23 protein-coding genes are annotated in these 23644 nt (G+C 41.8%); 2 read left to right on the top strand and 21 right to left on the bottom strand.

Annotation, left to right across the window (positions count from 1 at the left end):
• Positions 1–5 precede the first annotated feature (5 nt).
• The 7 genes from ACTWP7_RS09270 to ACTWP7_RS09240 form a co-directional block, all read right to left on the bottom strand.
• The gene (locus tag ACTWP7_RS09270) at positions 6–455 is read right to left on the bottom strand and encodes a hypothetical protein (protein ID WP_443122949.1); all 450 of its coding nucleotides are present in this window, start codon (positions 453–455) and stop codon (positions 6–8) included.
• A gap of 179 nt (positions 456–634) precedes the next feature.
• Positions 635–2296, bottom strand: coding sequence for an LTA synthase family protein (locus ACTWP7_RS09265; protein ID WP_443122948.1), 1662 nt, complete (start codon positions 2294–2296; stop codon positions 635–637).
• Positions 2248–2643, bottom strand: a complete 396-nt coding sequence (locus tag ACTWP7_RS09260; RefSeq protein ID WP_443122947.1) for a hypothetical protein — start codon at positions 2641–2643, stop codon at positions 2248–2250. The genes ACTWP7_RS09265 and ACTWP7_RS09260 overlap by 49 nt, the downstream gene beginning before the upstream one ends.
• 263 nt (positions 2644–2906) lie before the next feature.
• Positions 2907–3944 carry a LacI family DNA-binding transcriptional regulator gene (locus ACTWP7_RS09255; protein ID WP_443122946.1) on the bottom strand — a complete coding sequence of 346 codons (1038 nt, stop codon included), beginning with the start codon at positions 3942–3944 and terminating at the stop codon, positions 2907–2909.
• A 169-nt stretch (positions 3945–4113) separates the two neighbouring features.
• On the bottom strand, positions 4114–4956 hold the full coding sequence (locus tag ACTWP7_RS09250; RefSeq protein ID WP_014644344.1) for a sugar ABC transporter permease: 843 nt from the start codon (positions 4954–4956) through the stop codon (positions 4114–4116).
• A gap of 1 nt (position 4957) precedes the next feature.
• Positions 4958–6247 (bottom strand): carbohydrate ABC transporter permease, encoded by a 1290-nt coding sequence (locus ACTWP7_RS09245; RefSeq protein WP_443122945.1) that lies wholly within the window; start codon positions 6245–6247, stop codon positions 4958–4960.
• 77 nt (positions 6248–6324) lie between these two features.
• The gene (locus ACTWP7_RS09240; protein ID WP_443122944.1) at positions 6325–7617 is read right to left on the bottom strand and encodes an extracellular solute-binding protein; all 1293 of its coding nucleotides are present in this window, start codon (positions 7615–7617) and stop codon (positions 6325–6327) included.
• Between the two features lie 276 nt (positions 7618–7893).
• Here ACTWP7_RS09240 and ACTWP7_RS09235 point away from each other — a divergent pair, with 276 nt between their 5' ends.
• The gene (locus ACTWP7_RS09235; protein WP_443123098.1) at positions 7894–9624 is read left to right on the top strand and encodes an alpha-glycosidase; all 1731 of its coding nucleotides are present in this window, start codon (positions 7894–7896) and stop codon (positions 9622–9624) included.
• 270 nt (positions 9625–9894) lie between these two features.
• Positions 9895–10785 (top strand): fructose bisphosphate aldolase, encoded by an 891-nt coding sequence (locus tag ACTWP7_RS09230; RefSeq protein ID WP_443122943.1) that lies wholly within the window; start codon positions 9895–9897, stop codon positions 10783–10785.
• Positions 10786–10898: 113 nt separating this feature from the next.
• On the opposite strand, the gene ACTWP7_RS09225 is transcribed toward ACTWP7_RS09230, so the two are convergent.
• The 14 genes from ACTWP7_RS09225 to ACTWP7_RS09160 form a co-directional block, all read right to left on the bottom strand.
• Positions 10899–12161 (bottom strand): PucR family transcriptional regulator, encoded by a 1263-nt coding sequence (locus tag ACTWP7_RS09225; protein ID WP_443122942.1) that lies wholly within the window; start codon positions 12159–12161, stop codon positions 10899–10901.
• Between the two features lie 128 nt (positions 12162–12289).
• Entirely contained in the window at positions 12290–13837 is a 1548-nt protein-coding gene (gene pruA / locus ACTWP7_RS09220; protein ID WP_014644350.1) for an L-glutamate gamma-semialdehyde dehydrogenase, read from the bottom strand.
• Positions 13838–13866: 29 nt separating this feature from the next.
• Positions 13867–14784, bottom strand: a complete 918-nt coding sequence (locus ACTWP7_RS09215) for a proline dehydrogenase family protein (RefSeq protein ID WP_443122941.1) — start codon at positions 14782–14784, stop codon at positions 13867–13869.
• Between the two features lie 283 nt (positions 14785–15067).
• Positions 15068–15826 (bottom strand): PRC-barrel domain-containing protein, encoded by a 759-nt coding sequence (locus tag ACTWP7_RS09210; RefSeq protein ID WP_443122940.1) that lies wholly within the window; start codon positions 15824–15826, stop codon positions 15068–15070.
• Positions 15827–15974: 148 nt separating this feature from the next.
• The gene (locus ACTWP7_RS09205) at positions 15975–16922 is read right to left on the bottom strand and encodes an ArsA family ATPase (protein ID WP_443122939.1); all 948 of its coding nucleotides are present in this window, start codon (positions 16920–16922) and stop codon (positions 15975–15977) included.
• 27 nt (positions 16923–16949) lie between these two features.
• On the bottom strand, positions 16950–17213 hold the full coding sequence (locus ACTWP7_RS09200) for a cory-CC-star protein (RefSeq protein WP_014644354.1): 264 nt from the start codon (positions 17211–17213) through the stop codon (positions 16950–16952).
• Between the two features lie 3 nt (positions 17214–17216).
• Entirely contained in the window at positions 17217–17600 is a 384-nt protein-coding gene (locus ACTWP7_RS09195; RefSeq protein WP_443122938.1) for a hypothetical protein, read from the bottom strand.
• Positions 17601–18270: 670 nt separating this feature from the next.
• Positions 18271–20007 carry a carbon starvation CstA family protein gene (locus tag ACTWP7_RS09190; protein WP_443122937.1) on the bottom strand — a complete coding sequence of 579 codons (1737 nt, stop codon included), beginning with the start codon at positions 20005–20007 and terminating at the stop codon, positions 18271–18273.
• A 261-nt stretch (positions 20008–20268) separates the two neighbouring features.
• Positions 20269–20634 carry a gas vesicle accessory protein GvpU gene (gene gvpU / locus ACTWP7_RS09185; RefSeq protein ID WP_224893494.1) on the bottom strand — a complete coding sequence of 122 codons (366 nt, stop codon included), beginning with the start codon at positions 20632–20634 and terminating at the stop codon, positions 20269–20271.
• Between the two features lie 30 nt (positions 20635–20664).
• Entirely contained in the window at positions 20665–21933 is a 1269-nt protein-coding gene (locus tag ACTWP7_RS09180) for a hypothetical protein (RefSeq protein WP_443122936.1), read from the bottom strand.
• A gap of 16 nt (positions 21934–21949) precedes the next feature.
• The gene (gene gvpJ / locus ACTWP7_RS09175; RefSeq protein WP_443122935.1) at positions 21950–22264 is read right to left on the bottom strand and encodes a gas vesicle protein GvpJ; all 315 of its coding nucleotides are present in this window, start codon (positions 22262–22264) and stop codon (positions 21950–21952) included.
• 18 nt (positions 22265–22282) lie between these two features.
• Positions 22283–22582 carry a gas vesicle protein K gene (locus ACTWP7_RS09170; protein ID WP_014644360.1) on the bottom strand — a complete coding sequence of 100 codons (300 nt, stop codon included), beginning with the start codon at positions 22580–22582 and terminating at the stop codon, positions 22283–22285.
• On the bottom strand, positions 22563–22823 hold the full coding sequence (locus ACTWP7_RS09165) for a gas vesicle protein (protein ID WP_443122934.1): 261 nt from the start codon (positions 22821–22823) through the stop codon (positions 22563–22565). Before ACTWP7_RS09165 ends, ACTWP7_RS09170 begins: the two co-directional genes overlap by 20 nt.
• Before the next feature lie 3 nt (positions 22824–22826).
• Positions 22827–23639, bottom strand: a complete 813-nt coding sequence (locus tag ACTWP7_RS09160; protein WP_443122933.1) for a GvpL/GvpF family gas vesicle protein — start codon at positions 23637–23639, stop codon at positions 22827–22829.
• Positions 23640–23644 lie beyond the last annotated feature (5 nt).

Genomic DNA, 23644 nt, shown 5'->3' with positions numbered 1-23644 from the left:
TATGATTATTTTTTATAATCCCACGTCACTACCCACTTCTCTTTCACTTTTGTGACCACTACCTTCTGATGTAAAGTGAACAGGCCATATTTTCCTCGAAAAGTCTGAGCCACCGTCATGCTGTAAGCAATTGGAAAAGGTTTGGCTCCCTTTTCCATACGCCAATTTTTGACCTTCTTCATTTCTTCTATGGTAAAAGTAAAGGTATCAACCCCAAAGTGATTCATGAATACATGGGCCCGGTCCTGAATGTAGGGGCCCTTCTCAAATTTTTCTTTCATAAGGGGATGAAAAAGCTTCCAGGAATGCGAGTATTCACCTCTTTGTTCAAACGAATAGAAGTTCTCAACCACTGCTTTCGCTTGTTGAGCAGGACTTGTCTTATACATCACTACACCTGTAATTCCACCCGCGATAATCAGTATCCCAATGATCAGCGCTATCTTGCCGTTCATCACTCATCCTCCTATTTCAGACTCCCTATTACCCTATGCACCCAAAGCTTAGAATACGAATGGGACCTCAGGACATCCATATTCTGGATGTCCTGAGGTCCCATAAATTAGCTTTATTCTAAATCGTACAATTCTTGGGTAACGTGCTGCTTTCCGGTCAGCACATCATATTGAAAGTGCTAGTAATCTTTTAATATCTTTTGTGTGGATGAAGGCAGTTCATCAGGTGAAGGAACGGTTTCGCCATCTGGAGTCATATAAATCATGTCTCGAAAAGCCGGGAGCTTCTGTTGCATTCCTTCTAAAAAGCCGTAAAATTTCGGTGTCTCATAATGAAGAGCATCTGCCAGCATAGGTGCGAGGTAAACAGGACTTACTGTTCCAACTTCCTTTTTCATATCCATTTCGAAATTAGACAGAAATACTAATGGAGTTTCATAGAACTTCGCCTGCTGTTTCTGGTCCTCCTCATTCCCAAATCCTGTCTCTTTATAAGCTTTCAAATTTGCGCCAATGGAAGGAAGGTGATCACCAAAGAAAACTACTACGGTCGGTTCGTCCATTTCCTGAATACTTTCGTTCAGTTTTTTGAGTGTTTCATCTGATCGTTTGATCCCCTCTGAATACACTTCAATCTGTCTCTCGGTATCAGGAGAAAGCCCCTCTCCGCTCACATCAATCGTGCTTCCTCCCTCATACTTATCTTCACTATAGGGAAGGTGATTGGCGATTGTGACCGCATGGATGAAGGCCGGTTGTTCCTGCTGTTCTACCGTATCGAGCAGTTCTTTCACTACAGATCTGTCTGAAACGAACTGTTTATTATCTTTTTTCGTATAAGTCATATCATCGAGGAACGTAGATTGATCAAATCCAAGATTCGGATACACTCGCTGTCTGCGGTACAGATTGCCTCCATTTGGATGAATAGCTTCACTGTAGTATCCACGATCATTTAAATACGACACAACCGATGGATAGTTGTCATTCGCTAAAATATGATTGAATGGATTCCCTCCCGGATTGATGTAACTCATAGAATAGCTGGTCAATGCCTCAAATTCTACATTAGCCGTTTCACCTCCAAAAGAAGGGCTCAAAATCTGCCCTGAAGGGTACTCTTCCATTAGACGTCTTGTATTTTTCATTGGGTCTTCTGAGAACTTGACATCCAGATTAGTTGGATCCCAGAAGGTCTCATTCATAAAAAAGATAATATTTGGCTGCACCGTTTTTTCTTTTTCATCATCTGATCGTGCGGAAACTTCATTCGCATTTACCACAGAATCTTCCATTACTGTTTGATTGTATGGATCAGGCTTTTCTACTACATCCAACTTAATGTTAGAAATCATCCCAAGCACAGGACCATTGTAATAATAATTGTTTTGCTGGTTCCAAGGCATGAAGCTTGTATATTCTTCATAGTAGCTTTCTGTAAAACGATCATCATAAAGCAGAAAGGAATAAAGTAGATAAGCCACCGGCACAAATATAACCAGCCGGGTAATCCACCCAATTTTTATTTTCGGCATTTTATACCAGGCAAACAAACCAGTTACAATGACGCCTATGATTAGTAGAGTAGCTGTTATGGAAATTGATTCAGAAATTAACGGAATCACATTTTGCAACTGACCAATTTGAATAAAATCATTTGGAAATAATGGTTCATTTCTATATATCTGTTTATAGTAATTGACGAGAGCCAATATAAAATAGACTAATAGGCCGATTCCTCCTCCTATGTAAGTTTCTCCGATTAGAAGGATAAGCGCAAAAGTAAATAAACTTAACAAAAAAGCAGTGAAGAAATAACGATCAGGATATTCCTGACCCATTCCGTTGCTCTGCCTATCGTAAAATCCAAATGGAAAACCATAAATAGATAGGAAGCAGCCCCGCCAACCATTACCGAAACGAGCAAGGCTGTTGCAACTCTGTATATACGAGATTTATATAAAGTGTCTATCTTATTTCGTTTATGCAGCCACCAGGTAGCTGCCCCCCACATAACCAACGAAAGTACTAGAATAGATGTTCCGAGGACAACTGTATGAATTTGAGCCCAGTCTATTACAGTGTTCCATCCCGAAGAAATGGAATACGTAAGAATGGTGTAGCATAAGCCTAACGCTACAGTAAAGAAAAGAAATAACGGAAATGTACGAATCAAACTCTTTCCCATCCAAGGTACCTCCCCATTCTCTATTAATTACGAAATAGTTCTAAATTCTTCTCATTTTAGTATTAAATGTAAATAAAATCTATATTTATGTAAAGATTATGTAAATTTTTCAATAATTATCTTTCAATTCATGAATCATAGTTTTATAATTAAGAGTTTTGATAATGTCCACATACCAAAAACCCCCACCTCAGGTCATCCATAATTTGGATGACCTGAGGTGGGGGTTTTTGGTAGTTCTTTAAACAAAAAAAGAAGCACCTCTACACTTTAGAGGATGCTTCCTTTTCTGTCGCAGACGCACGATGCTTAATCTCATAAGGAATAATGATACGCTTCGCAGGCTCCGACCGATCTTTCACTTTTTCAATTAAACACTTAGCCGCCTGGCTGCCGAGCTGATAAATGTGAATATCTACAGTGGTAAGCGGCGGTCTGGTGACCTCGGACAAATACACGTTGTTGAAACTAACAATCGAAACATCCTGAGGCACTCGTTTACCGAATTCCTCAAGCATATTCACCACACCAATACTCATTAAATCGTCTGCAATTACGAGGCCGGTAGGAGGGTCAGGGAGATTAAACAGCTCATGCACCGCCTGCCTCCCGCCTGATTTTAAGAATTCGGTATGAATGCGATAATCCTCTAAAAAAGGCAAACCTGCTTCTTTTAAGGCCAGCTCGTAACCCCGCATTCGATCTACCGTCACAATTCTGTCCTTAGAGCCGCCGATAAAACCGATATTTTTATGGCCGAGGCTAATCAGATGGTTGGTAATGTCTTTGCCAGCTCTTACATTATCGTTATCCACATGTGTGATTTCATCCACGCGCTCCGATGGTTTTCCAACAATGACGAAGGGAAAATCCTGCTCAAGCAAAAAATTCACAACCGGGTCATCGATTTGGGAATATAGAAGAATAATGCCATCGACACGGTTGCTGTAGACCATCCGTTCGACACCTTCCTGCATTTCTTCATCTGTTTCCCCTGTACTCAGAAGTAGAGAATAATCTAAGTGATGAGCAACCGCACTGATTCCCCTCAACACTTCTGGAAAAAATGGGTTTTGAAGCGCCTTGTCTGCACTGGTAGGCATAACCACTCCAATGGACTGGGTGGACCGATTAGCCAGGTTTCGTGCATTGGCGTTCGGATAATATCCCATTTCTTTCATCGCTTTTTTTACACGCTTCTTCGTTGCCGCACTGATCCGGGGGTGGTCCGCAATCACACGTGAAACGGTGGACGGCGCTACTCCTGCAGCTTTAGCTACTTGTTTAATGGTTACTCCCAACACGATCACCTTCTATTTTTGTAAACAGTCTTTTTTTTAAATGGTATCTCTAATAATAACAGAAATCCAGGCAGGCTTATAGAAACCACCTGTTTTCATTAACAAAAAGAAGATGCCCCATGTAAGTACAAAAGGCATCCTCCATCAATTAATCTGAATACCTTACAGGTTAGCCCTTCGTACCTCCGGCTGTCAATCCCGAGACAAAGTACTTCTGCAAGGAAAGGAACAATATAGAAATTGGCAGGGCAATCAAGACCGATCCCGCTGCAAAGAGAGTGAATTCATTCCCGAATTGATCAGCAATTAGTTCATATAACCCTACAGCCAACGTAAACTTCTCTTCTGTCCGAAGTAATATCCTGGCTAAAATAAAGTCAGTAAATGGAGTAATAAAAGTAAATAATGAAACAACTGCAATCATTGGTTTTGCAAGAGGTAGAACGATTTGCCAGAAAACGCGCAAGTTTCCAGCTCCATCCATACGTGCTGATTCATCCAGCTCTTTCGGTATCGTATCTAAATACCCTTTCATTAGGTACGTATTCATCGGTATGGCTCCTCCTGTGTACACCAGAATAAGCGCAAGATGTGTATCCAATAGATTCGTTAAGTTCGCTAATGCATAGATCGCAATAAGAGCGGCGAAGTTTGGAATCATTTGCAGGATCAAGAAGGTCATCAGTCCGTTTTTACGTCCGTAGAAACGAAACCTGGAAAAAGAATAAGCTGTCATACAGACTAGTGCTACGGAAATCGCCATCGTTAAAAGACAGATCTTTATTGTATTCCAATACCACAGCAAATAATTACTTTTCTCTAAATCGAATAACTCTTGATAGTGCTCAAAAGTGGCATCGGATGGAATGATCGATGAGCCAGATAAACTATTTCCAGGGTTAAGAGAAGAACCGACAATCCATAGAATCGGATACAGGATAATGGCAATCATGGCAATGATCACTACATAGGATAAGGTCAACTGTACAAATCTTTGTTTATTTGATCTCATATTACATCATATCCTCTTCTTGGAATGATTTCGTCCTTCTGAATTGCCATAAGGCCACAGTTATAACGATAAGGGAAAGGATCATGGTAATGGCGGCCGCTTTTCCATATTGCGCCGACGTCATGGTAAGGGAGTAGATCCAGGAAATCAAAATATCGGTTCCTCCTGCATTTTGATCGGGAACGGCCGGACCTCCTCCATTAAAAAGGAAAATAACGTTAAAGTTATTAAAGTTAAACGTATATTGCGTAATCATAATAGGGGCAGTGGCGTAAAGAACAAGCGGAAGTGTAATGGCTTTGAACTTCTGCATAATCGTTGCTCCATCGACTTCTGCCGCTTCGTATAATTCATTCGGAATCGATTGCAGAACCCCTGTAACCATCGCGAAGATAAACGGGAAACCAAGCCAGGTCTGAATCAAAATTAAAGCAATCTTAGTGTAGGTAGGATTGGTCAGCCATGGAATATCACCCAGGCCGAAAATAGCCATAATGTCTTCATTAATCGTACCAAACGTTTCGTTAAACATCCCTGCAAATACAAGAATAGATACAAATGCCGGGACGGCCCACGGTAAAATGAATATGGTACGAATTGTTTTTTGCAGCACGATTCCTTTCTGGTTCATTAAGACCGCAAGAAAAATTCCAAGAGCTACTTGCAGCGTAGTGGCACCAAACGTCCAAATAATGGTCCAGGCAAGTACACTAAAGAACGTGTTCCGCCAGATCGGGATTTGGAAGATCTCTATAAAGTTCTGGAATCCGACCCACTCTACTAAATTGGCAGGCGGAGAATGGTATAAATCATAATTAGTAAAAGCTAATAAGATTACAAAAAGAATTGGAAAGATAACCACAAATATCAGCAGCAGAAAACCGGGGGTCATCATTAAATATGGGAAGCCTCCGCCTACCAGGTTCTGATATTGCTGCCGGACGGAATTAGGGTGTTCATTCAAGTCCCTTTGTTTACCCACTTTAAAGGCATCGTTGAAATTTAATACGTAGATACCGAGACCAAGAATGGTAATTAATACGGTAAGGATCCCTTCTACAAGCAGGACAATAGAGTGATCATATGCGGGATCGCTTCCAAGGGTAACTAATCCCCAAAATCCAAACTGGAGTAAATCCGAAAAGGCCACGAAGAAGGAACCAGTTAATACGAGAAAGATCAATCCTTTCAGCCACTGTTTATTATAAAATTGACCGAAGCCTGGAATGATCGAAAGTGCGAGCGCGATTTTGCGTTTATTTGTTGAAGGTTTTTTTCCCTGCTCCCCCATGTTCAGTCTCCTTTCACTTTCTGTATGTATGTGTGAAAAAGGAAAGCAGTACCCGGATAAAGGGGTACTGCACAGCCCTATTCGTTCCCTGAGTGATTCAGTTCAATTTGTTTACTAATGGTCTCTGTTGCTTCATTTAAAGCATCTTCTGGTGATGACTTTCCGGTGGCGATCAATTGAAGCGCCTGAGCCATTGGTTCCCACACTTCACTCATTTCAGGAATATTCGGCATTGGAATAGCACGTTCAGATTGAACTGCTACTGCATTCGCTCTTTCGTCATCAGCAATAATTGGATCCTCAATTAATGATTGGATCGGTGGAATTTCATTCGTTTCTTCAAAACGGATCTTCGCATTTTCTTCGTTCGCAATCCACTTGATTAGTTCAGAAGCCCATTCTTTATTTTCAGAAGCTGAAGATAGGTGCCATCCTTTCACACCAACAAAGGTTTGTGGATATTCACCGTTAGGCAGTTTAGGAAGTGGTGCTACACCATAATCAATACCCGCTTCATTAAGAGCCTGGAAAGCCCATGGGCCATCCATCATGGATGCAACTTTTCCATCCTGGAAAAGACCATCTTTCGCTGATCCACCACTCTCCCCAACGATACCGGCCGGGAAAATTTCTTCATACCATTTTTGAATGTAGTCGGCACCTTCGATAGCTCCTTCATTGCTTAACCCGAGATCCTGTGGATTAGGAGAACCGTTTTCTTCGCCAAATACATAGCCTCCATACCCGCTCATAACAGAGTTAGCAAAGTAGAAGTTATCCCATAAAGCAAGGAAGCCGTACTGTTCACCCTGTGTAAAGTCTTTAGAAAATTCGAATACTTCTTCAAAGGTTTCAGGTGCTTGGTCCATATGTTCTTTGTTGTAGATAAATACCGGGGTTTCTGTTGCTTTTGGAAGACCGTAAAGTTTTCCATCATAGGTTTCAGCTTTAACAGAAGCTTCCGTATACTTGTCCGTAACGGATTGCTCATATTCAAGAGGAGAAATCAGGCCTTCAATGACCAATTGACCGATTTGGTCGTGAGGCAGTGTCAATACGTCCGGTCCTGTGCCTGCCGGACCGTCCAAACGCAGTTGTTCACGCATTTTAGAAGACATGTCCAATTCTTTAAACTCCACTTTAATACCATGTTCTTCTTCAAAACTCTTTATTGCCGGCTCAAGAGCAACACCTTTGTCTTTATCCTCCCAAATCACCAGTTTTTCTGGTTTTTCTGGCATTTCACCTTCCGCAGAACTGTTGTTTTCTTCACTATCCGAGTTCGCTTCCTGCTCTCTTTCTGGTGCACAAGCAGCCAAAATTCCTACGGTCAGAAAAGCGATTAACAACGCACTTAACCATTTCTTCATCAACCTAGACCCCCTAATTATTTACTATTCTATGTATGCGATCTACCAATCTAGTGAAACCGATTGCACACATCTTGATTTTTATTATACAAGCTTTTACAAATAATGCAAGCGGTTTCATTAGATTGGTATTAAAAGAATAGTAGAATTAAAATCCCCACAAAATAATCAATTATACACTTATTCTTAAGATTGACGGACCGCTGTTTTCTGTTATAGATTATTAGAATAGCCAGAAAAATTAATGCAATCGGTTGTTCAGAAAGGATGATGATTTTGATAAAAGAAGCCGTCTTTCACAGACCCGGCAATAATTTTGCCTATGCATATGATTCTGAAACCATTCATATTCGACTGCGTACGAAAAAAGAGGATATGAGAAGGGTAACTCTTATTCATGGAGATCCGTATATATGGAAAAAAGGGGAATGGCAAACAGAAGAAAAGCCAATGGAAAAGACCGGAAGTGACGATTTATTTGATTACTGGTTCACCTCCTTACAACCTCCATATCGACGACTCCGTTATTCATTCAAGCTCGAAAATGAAAAAGAAACGGCTGTATTTACAGAAAAAGGATTCTTCACTGAAGTACCCCTCGATGAAATCGACTACCACTTTTGCTTTCCTTTTCTAAATTCAGCAGATGTGTTCAAGGCTCCCCAATGGGTGAAAGACACGATCTGGTATCAGATTTTTCCGGAACGGTTTGGGAATGGAGACCCTTCCCTCAATCCGGAAGGCACTTTACCCTGGGGAAGTGAAGAACCGGAGCAGGACAGTTTTTTTGGCGGAGACTTTCAAGGCGTAATCGATCACCTGGATTATCTAACGCAACTTGGAATTACCGGGATCTACTTTACTCCGATTTTTAAAGCTCATTCCAATCATAAATACGACACAACGGACTATATGGAAATTGACCCACAATTTGGAGATAAAGAGACTTTCCGCAAGCTGGTAAAGGCCTGTCATGAAAGAGGAATTCGTGTAATGCTTGATGCGGTCTTTAATCACAGCGGCTTTTATTTTTCACCTTTTCAGGACGTACTGAAGCGCGGAAAGAACTCTCCATATTCGGAGTGGTTCCACCTTTGGGAAGACAAAGTGAGCACTTCTCCTGCACCGAATTACGATGCCTTTGCTTTTGAATCGTATATGCCTAAGCTGAATACCGAGAATTCTGAGGTAAAGCAATATTTGCTGGACGTTGCGCGCTACTGGATTGAGGAATTTGATATCGACGGCTGGCGACTGGACGTAGCAAATGAAGTCGATCATTCCTTCTGGCGGGAATTCCGCCGCACCGTAAAAGAAATTAAGCCAGATGCCTATATCCTGGGCGAGATCTGGCATGACTCTATGCCGTGGCTTCAGGGAGATCAATTTGATGCTGTGATGAATTATCCGTTTACAAATGCCGTCATTCACTTTTTCGCTAAACGTAACATAAGCCTTACACGTTTTAAGCATCAGCTTGCTCACGTACAGCATATGTATCCAGCTCCAGTGAATGAGGTATCCTTTAACCTGCTTGGCAGTCATGATACACCGCGGGTTCTGACCTATGCAGAGGAGCATAAACCAACCGCAAAACTCATGTACTTATTCCAAATGTCTTACGAAGGAACACCTTGCATCTACTATGGAGATGAGGTGGGTATGACCGGTGGAGAAGATCCTGGCTGCCGGAAATGTATGATATGGGAGGAAAATGAACAGGACCAGGAATTATTCACTTTCCTTCAAACCATGATTTCATTGCGCAAAACAGAACCAGCATTTGGCAGCGGGGGAAGCTTTCAATTTGTAGATTACGGTGAAGAACTGCTTGCTTATGAAAAACGTTCTGAGGAACAGACACTTTTATTTTTCATTAACCCTTCTGAGCAATCTAAAACAGCTGAGGTTTCTGCAAAAAAAGTTATGAAAAGCGACCATTATTCAACCGTTCAAAATGACGGAATAGTTATAGCTCCATATGGTTATGTCATCATTGAAAAATAAATGTGAAGTGTCAACTATACGTTATATACCAAATAAAAAAATGATGAGGATCTAAATCATTTTCATGATATAACTGTACAGGCTGCTTCTATTAAAAAAATCGGTAAGCATTCAGAAAACTCAGCCTGGACGCTTGTTTTATTATCCATCATAATAGAGAGAGTGACATTTCTTCTTCCTGAAGCACATTTGGTGTTAGGTTACCTGAAATAATGGGAAGACTGTATAAGGAAGTCATTTTGAGAAAGAATCAGAAAAGGAGTGGATAACATGAACAACAGTCATTTTGACAAGATTAAGAACGGGGAAGGTTTCATCGCTGCGCTTGACCAGAGCGGAGGCAGTACGCCAAAGGCATTAGCAGATTACGGTGTACCGGAAGATTCTTATTCAAATGAGGACGAAATGTTCGATTTGGTTCACCAGATGCGTACCAGACTTATTACTTCACCTTCCTTCAATTCCGATCAAATTCTAGGGGTCATTCTATTTGAACAAACCATGGACCGCGAAATTGAAGGCAAGTACACGGCCGATTACCTGTCCGATAAAGGGATCGTACCTTTCTTAAAAGTAGATAAAGGTCTTGCCGATCAGGAAACTGGCGTTCAGCTTATGAAGCCTATTCATGATTTAGATGATACGCTGAGCCGTGCTAATGAACGTAATATTTTCGGTACAAAAATGCGTTCTGTCATCCACGAACCGAATACAATCGGTATCAAGGCTGTCGTAGAACAGCAATTTGAAATCGGTAAACAGATTCTGGACTATGATTTAGTTCCGATCATCGAACCAGAAGTTAACATTCACAGCGAGGATAAAGAACAGTCCGAAGAAATCTTAAAGGATGAAATTCTTAAACAGTTGAATGAATTGCGTGAAGATCAAAATGTTATGCTGAAGCTTTCCATTCCAACGAAAGCAAACACATACAAAGAATTGATTGACCACCCACGCGTACTTCGCGTTGTCGCTCTATCAGGCGGTTATTCCCGTGATGAAGCGAATGAAAAACTGAAAGAAAACCATGGTCTTATTGCAAGTTTCTCCAGAGCGCTTATCGCTGATTTAAATGCCAATCAGTCTGAAGAAGAATTTAATGCATCATTGAAAAGTGCTGTAGACTCTATTCATGACGCTTCTGTTAATAAGAAATAAATCACATTGAAAATGCCGGGTTTACTTAAAAGTAAACCCGGCACTTTTTTATGTTTACAAAAATAAAAATACCATCATTGCTTCCAGGCAATGATGGTATTAAATGTTTTAGATTATAACGCTTCTTTGTACCTCTGATAATAAGCTTCAACATTGTTGAGCAGCAAAAGCTCTGTGTACAAATAGGTTTTTACATTGAAATCGTTAAAATCAATATTGGTCAGCTCTTGAATTTGTTTAATCCTATAGTTAAGCGTATTCGGATGTATGAACAACTCGTTCGCGGTCTGTTTACCTTTTCCATTGTTCGCAAGATAGACCTCCAGCGTACGCAGAAGATCCGTTTGTTTCTCCTTGTCGTTCTGGATAAGAGTCAACAAATCATCGCTGTAGTAGTCTTCAGAGCTGTTTTTTTCGTATAATGCCGCTAAATAGCGGTAGATGCCAAGCTTGGAAAACTCTCTAGGCATCGTTTCTGGACGAGGAGTAATAAAGTTCGCAATCTCGATTACCTCAAGGGCCTCCAGGAAACTTTTTCGCATATTGGCTAGGATGGTATATTCTTTCCCTACCCCAATAAGAAAGTTGTAAAATTCATCTTCCTCACTATGCTCTTTGATCTCATCAATCAAGAACCTCGCCAGGTTGCGTGAGGAGAACTCTTCCTGTTGAACACCGTGAATAACAAGAATCATCTGGAATTCGGTCTTAAGAAAATGCACGCTTTTTCTTAAGGAAAAGTCCTGTATAGCTTTTTGCAGATAATCCAGCATGTACTTATACCGGGGAGCCGTAACTGAAAAAACGACAACCGAAAAACGATCGGGGATGGTAAGCTTAGCAAGAGTAGCATCATGACGAAACTGGCTTTCACTGTCGTATTCATGGTGGAGAAGTTTCCATAAGAGATCCTCTCTCCTTCCTTCCTTCGCATTCATCCGTTCATAAACATCATAGATTAATTTGCCAAGATGAGGTGTTACCTCTTCCAAAAATGTCAGTTCTTCTGTTGTGAGCAGTTCATCGGACTCCTGAACCCAAATGTACCCCATCGTGTACCCTAAATGCTTGGCAGATATAACAATGCGCTGGTGAAAACCAAGTTCCTCAATTGGCTGAATACGGATTGGATCCTGGCGCTTCTCAAGTCTTTGTACAATTCCCTCTTTTTTTAACCGATCAATGATGAAGAGTGGACATTTTTTGGAGAGAATCGTCTTTTGCTGCGTGAGATCAAATTCCTCAATCGATGAGCTGTAAGAAATCAATTCGAAGTTTTTATTTTCAATAATGACAGGCTTACGAAGTTTGGAACTGATCAGCTCGGTTGCTTTATGGATATCCTCTACTTGAAGAATTAACTCGTTAATTTCCATCTCAATCCTTACCTTTCCAAGTAGAATGGTTTCACTTATTTATTCTCCATTATAGCGACTTCATCAGGAAATCAAAAGCAAAAGAAAAAAGCTCCCCCGAAAACGGGAGAGCTTTATACTCATTCAATTTAGAATTTTTCTGAGATGGTCTTCGCTAGCATATGAAGCGCTAGATAATCTGGTCCGCCCGCTTTAGAGTCCGTACCGGACATTTTGAAACCGCCAAATGGCTGGTAACCGACAATCGCACCTGTACAGTTACGGTTGAAATACAAGTTACCCACGTGGAAATCTTCTTTTGCTTTTTCCAAATGCTGACGGTTGTCAGAAATAACTGCGCCTGTCAGACCATATTCGGTGTTGTTAGCAATGTCGATTGCTTCATCGAAGTCAGATGCTTTGGTGAAGCAGACCACTGGTCCGAAGATTTCTTCCTGCTGCATACGGGAATTTGGTGCAAGGTCAGCGAATACGGTAGGATCGATGAAGTAACCTTTGGAATCATCACCTTTACCGCCGGTCATTAAGCGACCTTCTTCTTTACCTACTTCCATATAGCCCATGATCTTATCATAAGCAGCCTGATCCACGACAGGTCCCATATATACATTGCCTTCAGAGGCATTTCCTACTGTTAATTCTTTCGTGCGTTTTACAACCATATCAAGCAGTTCATCGTAAACGTCCTGATGGACTACAGCACGGGAACCGGATGAACATTTCTGGCCGGAGAAACCGAATGCTGATGTGATAATGGCATCTGCTGCCGTTTCTAGGTTCGCTTGATTATCGACAACTACGGTATCTTTACCGCCCATTTCAGCGATAACTTGTTTCAAGTGGTTCTGACCAGCTTGAAGCTCGGCTGCACGCTTGATAATACGTGTACCCACGTCGCGGGAACCAGTGAAGGAGATTAATGCGGTTTTCGGATGATCGACAAGATAGTCACCTACATCTTTACCGCTTCCTGGTACATAGTTTAATACACCTTTTGGAAGGCCGGCTTCTTCCAGCACTTCTACAAATTTAGCAGCAATTACCGGGCTGTTACTTGCCGGTTTCATGACTACTGTGCTTCCAGTTACAAGTGGAGCTACCGTTGTACCTGCCATAATTGCAAAAGCAAGGTTCCAAGGTGGAATTACAACAGCTACACCAGTAGAAGTGTAAACGTAACGGTTTTGCTCGCCTGGACGACTCTCTACGTGTTTACCATCTTTCAATTCGATCATCTGGCGACCGTAATATTCAAGGAAATCAATTGCTTCAGCTGTATCAGCATCTGCTTCTTTCCAAGGTTTACCTACTTCGTAAACTAAATAGGCAGAGAATTCATGCTTACGGCGGCGAATGATGCTCGCTGCACGGAAAAGTAGTTCAGCACGTGCGCGCGCAGACCATTTTCTCCAGCTTTTAAAAGCCTCTGATGCGGATTGAACCGCTTTTTCAGCAATATCCTGATTAGCTTTAGAAACAGAGCCTACAAGCTGCTTCGTATTAGCCGGGTTAGTGGATTCGATTTGCTCATCCGTACGAATGCGCTCCCCATCTACTAATAAGTCATGTTTTTGACCTAGTTCTTCTTTTACTTGCTTTAGTGCCTCTTCAAATGCTTTAACATTCTCCTCTTTTGAGAAATCTGTGAATGGTTCGTGTTTGTATGGTGTGACCATGATAAAAACTCCCTTCAAAGAATTAAAAATTATTTACTAAAGATTCCTTTTATAGCAAAGGCTATGTTGGCTGGCCTTTCTGCTAAGCGCCTCATAAAGTATCCATACCAGTCTTCTCCATAAGGAAGATAGACCCGTACGGTGTACCCTTCATCTTTCAAATCTTTCTGCATCTGGTTTCGCATGCCGTATAGCATTTGAAACTCAAATTGATCTCTGGAAATTCCATGGTCTTCAGCTAATTTCTTTGTATAGTCGATGATCGCATCATCGTGACTTCCAACAGCTGTGTAGTGACCATTCAGAAGATTTGTTTTAATCAACCGTTTTAAATTTTCATCTACTGATTCCTTCTCCGTGAAGGCTACTTTCCCTGATTCCTTGTAAGCACCTTTCACTAATCGGAGGTAAGGGTCATAGGGCTGAAGATCTTTCAAATCTTCCTCTGTACAGTAGAGATACGATTGAAGCACGGTTCCGAGATTGTCATATTTTGCCTTCAAGGTTTTGTACATATCAAGGGTGGCCTGGCACCTTGAAGAGTCTTCCATATCAATCGTTACCGTTATACCGTGTTTTTGGGCTTCTGCCAAGATCCCTTCCATATTTTCCTTAACAAGCTGTTCACTGATATCCATCCCCAGTGAAGTTAATTTCAAGGAAACTTCAGAGTTCAATTGATTATGAGCAATAGACTGAATTGTTTCGATACATTCCTGCTTTCGCTCTTTAGCTTCCGCTTCGGAATTGACGAACTCACCCAGGTGGTCCACCGTAACTTCCAATCCTTCCGCGTTAAGCTGCTCAATCAATGGAATTGCCTGCGAGAATTTCTCTCCGCCTACAATCTTGTCAGCCCCAAATCTTGATCCATATCGTTTTGCTAAGCGGTCTAATACCTTGTTATTCGACAGGTATAAGAAAAAGTTCTTACTTATGGCTTCCAAGACCACCACACTCCTTCAATCCTCTATTTCTTGCTTATGTGGAGTTTGCTTTCGATGGAATTCAAACAATTTCATCTGTTAAGAAAATTATAACGATTAATGGGTTGAAGCATCAACGTGCTCCAACCACAATCTTTACCACCTTGTTTTATGGTAACCCCACAATGACGAGTCATTTTTTGCGTACCCGAACTATATAAACTGACTATTATTTCAATATATCAAGCGTACTAGCAGGTGTTCCCACTTCCACATAGGATCAAACCATTTCCATTCTTTTCTTTTATTTCCAATAGGCCGGTTTTCCAAAGCTCTGATACAATTTTTCCTCAAATCCGCGGGTAACCGCTTTATTTTTCTGGTACAGCGGCCCCTTCTCAATGCCTTCTAAGGTCAAGGATATCTGGATTTGATCCTCGTTCCAATTAGCTTCCTCAATCCAATCTGGGGAAATAAGCGAAAATGCGTGGGTTGACCAGCTGCCTGTACTGACTACAAAATAACGGATGATCCATGTTTCTTCTTCTATTAAAACATCTGTGATATAACCGGCATGTTCCTCACCCGCAAATACATCCGCGTGACTGAAGACGCCTTTCATATAGTTGACACTAATTAAATGATCAGATCGATCCGGTGTACTGACGGCTGTCTGCTGGCTTGCTGCTTCTGATTCGGAAGCGAGCGGTGTATCCTGCTCACCCCAGACGCTTTCACCAGCCCAGTACTGACTCCAGTTGAAACGGTCAGCAAACTCAGCTTCTTTTTCTGGATTCATTTCTTTCTCATTGCTTAAGCCGGCCCCTTCCCGCAAGTCTTCACGAGTGTGATCGACTTCAATAACTTTCTTATCGAAATCAATCCGGCTTATTGCTGAAGGTGATAAGTAGATAATTTGATCTGGGAACCATTTCTCGGATGCAATGGTCAAATAACGGATTGTATAATTTTCATCATCAAGATATAAATCTTTAATTTTTCCCATTTCTCCATCTTGAGCTACGAGTGTCAGTTTTTCTAAACTAGTAGCATTCAAAAACATAGTTATTCACCTCTTAATAGTATTTGTTTCTTATTAGACAATTCCCACTCCACTTTAGAGGTTAAACGGGAAAATAGTGGTTTTTGTTATATTAAAATAACCCTGGAAAGTTTTTTATACTTTCCAGGGCACTAGAATAAACATAGATTCAGCTTCCAACGACAGCTTTTCGTAAATGATCGGCAAACGCCAGCAGCTTGTCCATATCCGATACATCTTCTTCGAATAAAGGTACTTCTACTAATTCCTGCTCTGAGAAACTTTCTTTGATCTGTCTCAGATAGGTCTGTTCCTGTTGTCTCCTCCGCTCTAAGAACGTGCCATCAGCGTGTGAGGGCAGTACTTTATTTATAATTAGTGTCCGAATGGGAAGGTCATACTGGGCAAGTTGTTTGATCGCTTGCTTCGTTTCTAATATAGGCAGTCGCTCTGGGATCAGCACAAAAATAAATCCCGTCTGCTTCTCGTCGAGAATGATTTCACGGACAGCTGCAAATTTTTCTTTTCGTTTTTGTAAAATAGTAAAAATAGGATCCTCTACAGGTTCGCCGTCATTAAGCAGTTCGGTATAGTTCTGGTTCGTTTTTCGTCTGCGTTCCAGCATGCCGTCTATCCAGACGGACATCAGTTCAGGCAGGGAGAGCAGCCGCACTGTGTGACCGGTGGGAGCCGTATCGAACACGATTTTATCAAAGTTTGGTGCTTCATCTAGAATGATTGAAATCAACCGGTCGAACAAGGCCGCTTCATCTGCTCCTGGGGAAGCACTAGCCATATCGATCTGACGATGCACTTCCTCCACCATTTTGGATTTGACCAATCCTTGCAGATTATCTTTTACTTCCTGAATGTAGCGCTTTGATTCCTGCTCCGCATCCACTTCCATTCCCCACAGATTAGCGTCAAGTTTTGTTTTCTCATGCTCGAGCTTTTCATGGAATATATCACCGAGATTATGAGCAGGGTCTGTGGAAACAACTAGCGTTTGATACCCTTCTTTGGCAAATGCTGCTGCCATCGCAGCCGAGGACGTAGATTTACCAACGCCTCCTTTACCACCGACAAATACAATTTTATTTCCCTGTAGGTGATTCATAGATTATCTCTTCCTTTCTTTTCTCTCTCAGCAGCAGCGTATTCCATCGAGCGGTGATTTCTCCATCCCCATCCGCAAATGCCAGTCATGAAATTTTTCGATAATGTAAGGGTACAGTTCCAACGTATAATAAAATGCAGGGTTCGGGATTCCAAGCATGTCTGAATAGACCAGCAGCATAAATAAGTCATCTTCATCTCTCAGTTCTCTGGCAATTTCCTGCTTGTGAGGGAGACTGAGGACTTCATCGTACCACTCAATAAGATTCTTCAATGAAAATTTTTTATCCATTCATTACCCTCCTGTTTCAGCTTGAAGTTCGCGCTTATAGGCTTCATGATTTTCAACGAGTTTTCCATTTATAAAAATAGCATTATATTTCATGTGAAAAAGAATGTACTTCCCGGCTTTTACAAGAGACAGATGCCGCTCCTTCACTTGTTTTAGAAAGTAGAGGAAGATGGCCAGCACATTTCTCGGGTCAAGAAAGGTGATCTGCACCAGGTCGCCGTATTCGCTTTCTGTTTCCTGATACAGTCTTCCTAAGGCTTCCCTGTCCTCTTCATGATGTTTGAATTCGTCCTGCATATGAATCAGTCCATCACGGTCACTGCAAATCCCTCCACAGCATCCCATCCCGACTTCCTGCTCCGGACGAATAATCATGACTTCCACCATTATATAGTCCTCCTTTTTATCCACTCTAAAATCCATGTTAGTTTTACAGTAAAGCTCCCGTTTGTTGAAGACTTGATTTCGAGATAGTGGGGGTCCGTTGCAAACAATAGATGAGGGCGGCTACGGAAACAACTCGCTTTCCTATGGGGGAACGGTGAGCTTCCTCGCTCGTTTCACTCCCTGCGGGATCTCACCTAGTCCCTTCTCCCATGGGAGTCTCGTCGTTTCCTCCGCCATCCCAACGATATCTAGTAAACGGACCCTTCCAGAAGAGGAAAGTTCTTCTCCTTAATCTGCATTAAATGCTTTTATAACAGGCTATTGTGCATCGTTATATCCTGAAAACAGGTGTAAAAACATACGTCTTAAATCCACATCAAACAGGTATGTTTGAAGTGATTTCGAGCATCTGATTTGGCCAGGTCCGGAGGGGGATGATGAAGACTCCTTCGGGATGAACATGATCGGTGAGACCCCGGAGAGCTTTAGCTCGAGGAGGCTCATCACATGTCCGCGGAAAGCGAATCATCCCCCGCAGGACCATTCTTCTCATAAAAATATCTCGAAACTGAGTCTTCAAGTAACCGGCCCTTTTGTTTAATAAGCACCTCTTTATTTTTATACAATCTGAAAATAGGAAAGCCGCACGCAGGACGTGCGACTCTTATTTTTACGCACTCTTTTGTACAGAGTCGCGGTCATTCTTGAATATAGCTGATGCAGCTGTGAGTAGAATCCAGAAAGTAAAGACAAGGATGATGGCTCCAAAAGTAAACAACATCCAGTCACTGCCTTCAGCCCATGGCGCCCATTCTCCAAGTACCTGAGTAATCATCGCCCATAAGGTCATGAACATGAGGAAAACCATCGGAATCAGGGTTGGCCAGTAGCTTCGTCCCAGTCGTTTCAGCCATATAGACACAAGCAGTAAACTAATACCCGCAAGCAGCTGGTTGGAAGTACCAAACAACGGCCATAATAGATAACCGCCGGAACCAAACCCTTTCGGTCCCTGAGGAATCAAAGTTAAAGCGGCACTGGAAACTACGGCAACTGTAGTAGCTACATGCGTTTTCGAAAGAGGAGTTACCTTATACTCAGTCCCAAGCTCTGCAATAATATAACGCATTAATCGGACAGACGAGTCCAGCGTGGTTGCTGCAAAACTAACTACAATAACGGAAACAATCGTCGAAGCCACTGCAACAGGAATCCCAAGACCCGAAGCGAGCTGTCCGGCCCCCTGGATAAACACCCCAAGACCAGCACTGCTTGCAGCCGTAAAGCTGCTATAAGTGGCTGTAAATTCTCCCGCTGTTGGGAAGAACGTAACGACGGCTATAATAGCAACGAGCGCGAGCGCCCCTTCCCCTACAGAACCTAAATAACCTACAAATCTGGCGTCCATTTCATTGTCCAGCTGTTTGGAAGAAGTACCGGATGATACCAGCCCGTGGAAACCAGAAATCGCACCACACGCAATCGTAATGAATAACAGCGGAAACCATGATGTATCTGCTGTCGAATTTGTCACAGGAGCCGTAATCTCAGGGTTCGTAAAAAGTAACCCTAAATACAGTAAACCCAGCCCGACGATCAACTGGTGAGAGTTAATGTAATCACGCGGCTGAAGTAGTTTCCAGACAGGAAGAGTCGAAGCGATATAAACATAAGCCATTAACACAACGATCCATACGAAAAAGGCCATGGATGTAGCACTAAGTCCAAAGGCCGAGGATGCACCTTCGCCCCCGAAATATTTCACTAAATCAATTTGCAAAACGGGAACATAACTTGCCACAATAGCTGCCAAGTACATAACTGCAAGCGCTATAACAGACGGAAGCAGCATATTCCCTTTTTTCTTATACACGCTGTAGCCAATCCAAATGGCCAGTGGAATTTGAATAAATACAGATACGACGCTTGCCGGGAATGAAATAAACAAGTTTGCAATAACCCAGGCAAACACAGCATTAACCATCAGTACTAATAATAGAATTATAAATAAAAACAGTACTTTCGCTTTTTGACCGATCAGCTTGCTAGCCAGGGTACCAACTGATTGTCCCTTATTTCTAACCGATAATACTAATGTACCAAAATCGTGGACTCCCGCTGCAAATACGGTACCAAGTAACACCCACAGAACAGCTGGCAGCCAGCCCCAATACACGGCAATAGCTGGACCGACAATTGGCGCAGCTCCAGCAACAGACGTAAAATGATGCCCCCAGAGGACAAACTTATTGGTCGGCACAAAATCGACCCCATCTTTATACTGATGGGCAGGTGTTACATAATTCGGATCCAGCTTATAGATTTTCTCAGCAATGAATTTCGAATAATACCTGTAACCGAGAATAAAAACAATACCTCCAACTACCGCAAGCCAAATACCACTCACAATACCCCTCCTCTATTATGTATGCGCTTCCATACTTATGGTATTATACTACAATTTTTTCCTATTCATCAACGTCATTGACTGATTTATCAAAAAATTCAGCCGAATGTAGGAGGTATTGTCGATTATGGAATTTAAAGATGGACTAGCAAGTTAGACAGATAAGAATGAAGACTTTTAAGGTTAATAAGCAGAAGAACGCATAAAAAATGCTTACAGACTCCATTTGAATAAGAGCCTGTAAGCCTGTAAATACAAAAACTATTCTGATGCAATACGGCCCAGGAAGAAGCCGTCAACTTGATCCATTCTTCCACGCCAGAAAAATTGACCTTCAGCGGGAGTAGGGCTTGAATCCCCGTTATAAACTTGAGCATTTTTCAGATGAATATAGCTTACGTCTTCTTGGTTTTGATCCTCAGCATTCTGACTGGCCTGGGACAGCTTTTCGCTGATTTGCTTTGAAACATCATTTCCCCCTTCAAAAGATTGACTGGCGGAATCGAGATATTTCTGAGCTGATACCGTTGTTCCGGTTACTAAAGCACCATTAATGTTCAGAGTGATATCCAGGGAAAAACCGTGTTGATTGGCAGCTTTTACATAAGTCATGAGTAAATCGTCCATATTATCTTCTCCCTTCTATAATTACTACTTTTAGTTAGTTGTATCATCATTGGTTGATAGTGATGTTTTCTGCTTATTACTCTTGGAATCTTTGTTTTCTTTATTCTGTTCTTTGGATGCTGCTACTTCTTCGTGTGAAGAATTTGCTATCTTCTCTTGAGTGGCTGAAGGCTGTTTTTCACTGTCAGAAGAATTCCCTTCTTGCTGCTTGCTTTCTCCAGAATTACTTGACTGCTGGTTCTGTTCTGAGGAATTATTATCTGGCTCGAACTGCTTAATTCCTGAAGAACTGTTTGCCTGTTGATTATTACCGGCTGAAGCAGAATTGGCCTGCTCATTTTGTTCTCCTCTATTTTGAGAAGTACCTGATTGCTGGTTGGATTGTTCAGAGTTACCGCCTGGTTGCTGTTGCGTATCCTCTGATGAGTTACTTGACTGCTGTTCTTCATTCGACGGAGCGGAATTGCTCTGCTCATTCTGCTCTCCTCTATTTTGAGAAGTACCTGATTGCTGGTTGGATTGTTCAGAGTTACCGCCTGGTTGCTGCTGCGTATCCTCTGATGAGTTGCTTGACTGCTGTTCTTCATTTAAGGGAGCGGAATTGCTCTGCTCATTCTGCTCTCCTCTATTTTGAGAAGTACCTGATTGCTGGTTGGATTGTTCAGAGTTACCGCCTGGTTGCTGCTGCGTATCCTCTGATGAGTTGCTTGATTGATTCTGCTCATTATTGTCCTGTGAAGCATTGTCTGATTGCTGTTGGTTCTCAATAGGATTCGTATTGATTAATGTCGTTTTGGAGCTTCCTTTTGCAGCATCATTTTCGGATCTCCTGAATCGGCTGGCTACATCGCTGGTCCTTTCCTTCGTTTTATCTCTAAAGCTCTTAAAACTAGAACCGGCTTTAGAGCTTGCTTCACTCACCTTCGTACTGGCACTTGAAGTAGCTTCTCCTACTCTACTGCCGGCTTCACTAATTTTAGACCCAGCTATTGTACCTGCTTTACTAACTTTTGTGCCAGCTTTACTTACGTTCTCCTTCAAAAAGGCTCGTTTACTTCTTCCTTCCTCTTCTTGTTCATGATCATTTGCATGATGATGGTCAGCTTCTGAGTTATCGTTTCGCTTCTCAGAGGTATTCTCATCATCAGATGATTTTAGTTTCTTAGCCGTTGTCATTAACCCGGCTGCCAAACCTATGGCGCTTCCAATGACCGCTCTTGACGTTTTACTATTTACGTCAAATTTTGACTTCTTTGCACTGTCGTCTTCATTCTGCAGACTGGTTTTTTTATCACTCATGATTGGTCCTCCTTTTTTAATATCGACTGTTTTGGTTCATATTTTTTTCTAACTGTTCTAAACGCTTGGAAAGCTGTTCGTTTTCTTTTTCTAATTCCTTCGTGTTCTGCTCAGCGGCTTTGGAGCTTAGGAATGGGTCTGTTTCCCACCAGTCCATACCAATTTCTTTTGCTTTATCTACAGAAGCAACGATCAGTCGGATTTTAATGGTCAATAATTCTACATCCGCTATACCGACTCTGATATCACCTGCAATCACAACACCCTTATCTAAAACCGTTTCCAGTACATCTACGATACTATTAGACTGTGTTGACTGTTCGATAGCCATGGGTTGAACCTCCTTTTCCTACAATAAGTTTCCTAATGGACCCAGATCGATGTTCAAATCCTCATCTTCTAATTCAAAAATATCTTTAAGTTCATCCATTTTTACTTCCAGATTCATGAGCGCTACCCCTAATTTTTCAATTTCTTCTTCAGTTAAGGTGCCGCCATCTACTCTTCTGATAGCGTGGCGTTCCACAAGCTGGCGGAGTAATTCTATAACCGTTAATACCAGCTGGGCGAGACCTTGTTCTGCCCCTTCTGGATCTAATTCAATCCGTCCGCTTTTGACCGGCTGATGCTCAAGATCGCTCTGTGACATATTCGAGTGCCTCCTTTTCTTCATCCATACGTTCAGAGGAAATGGATTTTGCTCCGTTCTGGTTCGACTGCACTAAGGTTTCTACGGCTGAAATCAATACTCGTAAATCCAGATAGACGAGATCAATCCCAGCAATGGAAATGACTAAGTCTCCTTTAATAGCCACACCTTTATCCAAAACGGTATCCAGGATATCAATCAGAGAAATATCTTTATTTTCATATTGTTCTCTTTCACTCATCACTTAGACCTCGCTTTTTGAGAGATTGACAAAATGGTAGGCCGGCCATGGACCGGTCACTTCGAATTTCCAGCCGGCGTGCTGGTGCTCTTCGTTCGCTTTCGTCACTTCTTCTAAAAAGCCCTCCACCTGATCTAAAGGAAGTAGAAAAGCGCTGTTCCAGCACATCTCTTCGTCTTTACCTGTGACATCTTTGTTCCAAGTCTTTTTCACCACATCCTGATCACAATACGTGCTCAATTTATCATGAAAGCTTTTAGAAAAAGAATTTAGTTCTTTTTCAACTTGTTCATCCACAAGCTGGTCCAGCTTTTTACGCTGCAAATACTGCTTACCTTTCGACATACCTTCGATTTCTTCTTTTTTCTCTTTTATCGTTAAATCATGCTCGGCCACTTTCTCTCTTAAAGAAGGCCGATCACAATAGATTTTAAAGTTCCATTCTTCTTTTTCTTTTAGATTATCAAGTAGTTGAACCCAGTCACCTGCGTAGGTACTCACCATATCTCCCAGACTATTTTCAGTTTGGTAAATCGTACAAAATTTCATTGGAATAATCGTTGTCCGCTCTCGCAGTTTAATTAATGTCTCATGGTGATGGAAAGCTTTATCTTTCACCCATTCCATGTCCTTCGTTTTTTCTTCAAGGACTTTCTCGCCATAATCTTTCTCATCAACACGGCACACTACAGCCGCACATTGATCAAAATTGATCGTATGAAGAACATGCTCTTCATCAATGCCTGTCAAGTCAGAGAAGGGCTGTTCTTCTTTTTGAATAGGTACGATGCCGTATAAATAAATTAGTTCGCTCATCTCTC

The sequence above is a fragment of the Halobacillus sp. B29 genome, from assembly GCF_052246755.1.
GTDB lineage: Bacteria > Bacillota > Bacilli > Bacillales > Halobacillaceae > Halobacillus > Halobacillus halophilus.
Note: the sequence above shows the minus strand (reverse complement) of the source record. Positions and strands in the feature narration are given on the sequence as shown.